Below are 4,912 nucleotides of genomic sequence, written 5' to 3'. Positions count from 1 at the left end.
TTGGCCAAATTCGGTTAGCTGTTCATTATATATAGATAAGGTATCATTATCATAGGTGTGGTTCAGTGCAAAATACTTTAATAAGGCATTGCGTTGGCTCATTACCTTTTGATATTGGATGAGTTGTTGCAGATAATGTGGATCCAATTGGGATATCACGCTGTCCATGAATTTTCTTCTGGTTTCGCTTCCCTCTACAATTAAATCTCTGTCCGCTGGGGAAATAATAACCAAAGGGATGAAACCGATGTGGTCTGAGAATTTATCGTATGCTTTCCCGTTGCGTTTCAGTATTTTTTTTTGGCCTTTTTTGAGACTACAGACAATTTGTTCGGTTCTTTCGTTTTTCTCGAATTCGGCGTCAATTACAAAAAACTCTTCGCCGTGTTTGATGTTTTGAACGGCAAGCGGATTGAAATAACTTTTCCCATACGACAAATGATAGATGGCGTCCAATACATTGGTTTTTCCGATTCCGTTTTTGCCCACAAAACAATTGATTTTGCTGTCAAATTCGAAATTGGCTTCGGAAAAGTTTTTGTAATTGAATAAGGATATTTTTTTTAAATACATCTGAAGTTCTTGCTGGAATTGTTGACTTTGAAGCCTTTTTGAGGACTGTTTCAAAGAGGGTGCAAATTATTGAAAAATATCGATATAAAGGATGGGAAATTTTGTTTTCGTTTTTTTACTACGTTCGTGGGCTCGCGTGAGGGACAGGAGCAAGCTACCGAAGTAGCGCAGATGGCCCGACAGCAGCTAGGAAAAAGGGCCCTGACGACAAAGTGAATAGCCCTTTTTTCTAGCTGGTGGCACGCCCTAATTATTCGGATATTAGGGGGTGTTTTTTCAGTGAAAATAAGGGATTAAAAATATTTTTCTAAATTTTAATATAAAATTCATTTTTTTTACGTGCATTAGAATAAAAATTTTATTTTTGCCGTTCACTAAATTAAATTTTAAATGGCTACTTACAGTAAAAGAGGATATAAAGCACCAAAAGAAAAGGAAGTAAAAGACGATGCAGTTGAAAATGTAATGATTGACGAAAAAGACAGTGCTACGGCTGAGGTTTTTTCGAAATTAGACGAAACAGCTTCTAAAACAGAAGACTGGGTTGCTAAAAATCAAAAAATTATAATTGGGGTTGTTGGTGCTATTACATTGGTAACTGTTGGATATTTTGCTTATCAAAAATTTATCGCTAATCCTAAAGAAGACGATGCTGCTAATGAAATGTTTGTTGCTCAATCTAACTTTGAAAAAGCAACTAACGGTGTTGCAAGTGATTCATTATATAAATTATCATTGAATGGATCTGAAGGTAAATTTGGATTTGTAAAAATCGCTGATGAATATTCTGGTACAGCTGCTGGAAATTTAGCTAACTATTATGCTGGAATCGCTTACTTGAATACAGGTAAATATGATGAGGCTATTAATTATTTGGGTAAATTCAGTTCAAATGATTTAATGTTGAGTGCTTTGGCAAAAGGTGCTATTGGAGATGCTTACTCTCAAAAAAATCAACCAAAAGAAGCTTTGGAGAACTACATTAAAGCTGCTGAAGCTAGCAAAAATGATTTCACGACTCCACGTTTCTTGATGAAAGCAGGTAAAGTTGCTTTGGCTTTAGGAAATAAAGCGGATGCTTTGAAATATTTCACAGATATTAAAGAAAATTATGAAAACGCTCCTGAAGCTGCTACAGTGGATGGTTTGATAGGTTTGTCACAAGAATAGAAAGATTGAAGATTTTTGATTTTTGATTTTTGATTTCAAAACTCTATCTTTAATATCTGAAATCTAAGTTCTAAATTCTAAATTCTAAAATTAAATGGCTACCGTAAATAAAAATTTATCGGATTACGATAAAAACACAGTCCCAAATGCGAAAGATTTTCGCTTTGGGATTGTTGTTTCAGAATGGAATGATACAATCACTGAAGGACTTTATAATGGAGCACTTACAGCTTTATTGGAAAATGAAGTTCCTTCTCATCACATTATCCGTTGGAATGTTCCCGGAAGTTTTGAGTTGATATATGGTTCAAAAAAAATGTTGCAAACACAAAACGTGGATGCTGTAATTGCTATTGGATGTGTTATCCAAGGGCAAACAAAACACTTTGATTTTGTATGTGAGGGAGTAACTCAAGGTATCAAGGATTTGAATGTTCAAACGGATATTCCTGTTATTTTCTGTGTATTGACAGATAATACTATGCAACAATCTATCGACAGAAGTGGTGGTATTCACGGAAATAAAGGCACTGAAGCAGCTATAGCGGCCATAAAAATGGCTTATATTCGTCAACAAGCTTCAATGACCCATCCAATTGACAATCAGCATTTGTTGTCTTCTGGTGCTTTGCGAATTGAAAATTTACCTTTACAAATAGAAGAATAAAAAATAGTTTTAAAATTTAAAAGGCCTATACCGTTCTCTGAATGGTATAGGTTTTTTTTATGCTTTTTTTGTGATTAAGTAAATTTCAAGAAACATTGTTAATTGGTATATTTGAGGGGATAGTAAGTTAACTTTTAGCTTTAAACAGTTAGCAGATAGATGACAGTTGTTTAAAAAAAAGTTTCAAATATAGATAAGTGGAGATTCAGTTGTTGGTTTTAAAAGAGTTAGCTTTAATGTGAATTTGGTTTTTTTATGCCTTACAAACAGTCAAAACCCAATAGAAATTCCTTAAATTTGTCCTCCTTTTGTTTTTAAAAATAGTCCCCATAAATTAAAATAAGTTATTTAATGTCGAGTATAATTCAATTGCTTCCTGATCATGTTGCCAACCAAATTGCCGCTGGAGAAGTGGTGCAAAGACCTGCTTCAGTAGTAAAAGAGCTATTGGAAAACGCGGTGGACGCAAAAGCAACTGACATTAAGTTGATTATTAAAGATGCCGGAAAATCATTGGTGCAAGTGATTGATAATGGCTCGGGAATGAATGTTACAGATGCTCGTATGTGTTTTGAGCGTCATGCCACTTCTAAGATTCGCCAAGCCGAAGATTTATTTTCATTGCATACCAAAGGGTTTCGAGGTGAAGCATTGGCTTCTATTGCGGCGATTGCCCATATGGAAATGAAAACCAAATTGGAACAGGAAGAATTAGGAACGCATATCGTTATTGAAGGGAGTAAATTCATGTCCCAAGATGTTGCGGTTTTACCAAAAGGAACTTCATTTGCTGTCAAAAATTTGTTTTTTAATATACCTGCCAGGCGTAATTTCCTGAAATCAGATACTGTTGAGTATCGTCATATAATTGATGAATTTCAGCGTGTGGCTTTGGCACATCCCAAAATTCATTTTACGTTTTACCACAATGGTAGCGATATGTACAATTTGCCTCCGTCTAGTTTAAGACAGCGAATTGTTAATTTTTTTGGTGGAAAAACCAACGAGAAATTAGTGCCAGTGGTGGAAGATACGGAGATGATGAATATTCAGGGTTTTGTAAGCAAACCTGAATTTGCCAAAAAAAATAGGGGAGAGCAGTTTTTCTTTGTCAATGACCGTTTTATAAAAAGTCCCTATTTGCACCATGCTGTTATGGCTGCTTATGAAGGGATTTTGAAAGATGGTTCTCAGCCTAGTTATTACCTGTATCTAACCGTACCGCCAAATACTATCGATATCAATATACATCCGACAAAAACAGAAATCAAGTTTGATAACGAAAGTGCTATGTATGCAATTCTAAGAGCTTCGATAAAACACAGTTTGGGTCAGTTTAATGTGTCTCCTGTTTTGGATTTTGAGCGTGATGCTAATTTGGATACACCTTATCATTATAAAAATTTAGATGCGGAAGTGCCAACCATTCAGATAGACACGAATTTCAATCCTTTTGCTGAAGATAAACCTAATAAGCTTTTTTCAACGTATAAAAAAGCAGAACCAACTGCCAGTTGGGAGAGTTTGTATGTAGGTGTTAAACACGATACTGAAGTCGTTTCTGGTGGAGATGAATTTGCTTCCAGTAACAATGAATTTACTTTTGAAAATGAAGAGGTAACTTCTTCTTTATTTGATTACGAGGAAGTGGAACAAACGGCTCATAAGAGCTATCAAATTAATAAAAAATATATTGTGTCGCCTATCAAGTCTGGAATGGTGATTGTGGATCAAAGCAGAGCTCATCAGCGTGTTTTGTATGAACAATTTCTAGTGAATATGACAGTTCAGCATGCATCGAGTCAGCAATTGTTGTTTCCTATTAACTTGTTTTATTCAGCGACAGAAATGGAACTTATTGCCGAGTTGCAGCAATCATTAGTCAATACAGGATTCGTTTTTGATGAGTCTAATTCCGATCATATCGTAATTTCAGGTATTCCTGTGAATATTACCGAGAGTGAAGTCGCAGCGGTTTTGGACCAATTGTTAAGCGATTTGCATAATGGAATTCCTGAGAATAGTTTCAGTCAGAACGATACTATTGCCAAATCGATGGCCAAAAGTTTGGCTGTCAAAACGGGTGCATATTTAACCGAAAAAGAGCAAGAGAATTTAGTAAATGGACTTTTCGCTTGCAAGGACCCGAATGTTTCCCCATTTCAAAAACCGACTTTCATCACCATGCGTGTGGAAGATTTAGATAAAAAATTTGCATTATGATGAATATCACACCTACAGTAAAGCAGTTGTTAATTATAAATGTACTGTTTTATATTGGCTCCATGATTGTTGGGGAGCCAGCCTATAAGATGCTTTCTATGTATTTTTTCGAAAATCCAAATTTTCATTTTTGGCAAATTTTTACGCACATGTTTATGCATGCGCCATTGCCTAATATTATGCATATCGCTTTCAATATGTTTGCTTTGTATTCTTTTGGTTCGGCACTAGAACATTTTTGGGGAGGAAGAAAGTTTGTGTTCTTTTATATTTCCTGTG

5 protein-coding genes are annotated in these 4,912 nt (G+C 35.2%); 4 read left to right on the top strand and 1 reads right to left on the bottom strand.

The genetic code is table 11. The features are described from left to right. A partial coding sequence (gene recF / locus VFS71_RS12845; RefSeq protein WP_326401695.1) for a DNA replication/repair protein RecF occupies window positions 1-573 on the bottom strand: 573 nt, incomplete at its 3' end. A 390-nt stretch (window positions 574-963) separates the two neighbouring features. Between recF and VFS71_RS12840 the strand changes: the two genes are divergently transcribed. The 4 genes from VFS71_RS12840 to VFS71_RS12825 all read left to right on the top strand — a co-directional run. Further along, window positions 964-1,743 carry a tetratricopeptide repeat protein gene (locus tag VFS71_RS12840; protein WP_326401694.1) on the top strand — a complete coding sequence of 260 codons (780 nt, stop codon included), beginning with the start codon at window positions 964-966 and terminating at the stop codon, window positions 1,741-1,743. A 94-nt stretch (window positions 1,744-1,837) separates the two neighbouring features. Then, the gene (gene ribH, locus VFS71_RS12835; RefSeq protein ID WP_326401693.1) at window positions 1,838-2,410 is read left to right on the top strand and encodes a 6,7-dimethyl-8-ribityllumazine synthase; all 573 of its coding nucleotides are present in this window, start codon (window positions 1,838-1,840) and stop codon (window positions 2,408-2,410) included. A 351-nt stretch (window positions 2,411-2,761) separates the two neighbouring features. Continuing rightward, on the top strand, window positions 2,762-4,633 hold the full coding sequence (gene mutL, locus VFS71_RS12830; RefSeq protein ID WP_326401692.1) for a DNA mismatch repair endonuclease MutL: 1,872 nt from the start codon (window positions 2,762-2,764) through the stop codon (window positions 4,631-4,633). Next, a partial coding sequence (locus tag VFS71_RS12825) for a rhomboid family intramembrane serine protease (protein ID WP_326401691.1) occupies window positions 4,630-4,912 on the top strand: 283 nt, incomplete at its 3' end. The genes mutL and VFS71_RS12825, both read left to right, overlap by 4 nt.

Origin of the sequence: Flavobacterium sp. (assembly GCF_035760125.1) — a bacterium.
Lineage (GTDB): Bacteria > Bacteroidota > Bacteroidia > Flavobacteriales > Flavobacteriaceae > Flavobacterium.
This window is presented reverse-complemented; position numbering and strand designations above follow the sequence as displayed.

Coding starts and splice junctions, on each gene's coding strand:
- VFS71_RS12840 (WP_326401694.1), top strand. CDS start 964: ATGGCTACTTACAGTAAAAGAGGATATAAAGCACCAAAAGAAAAGGAA.
- mutL (WP_326401692.1), top strand. CDS start 2,762: ATGTCGAGTATAATTCAATTGCTTCCTGATCATGTTGCCAACCAAATT.
- ribH (WP_326401693.1), top strand. CDS start 1,838: ATGGCTACCGTAAATAAAAATTTATCGGATTACGATAAAAACACAGTC.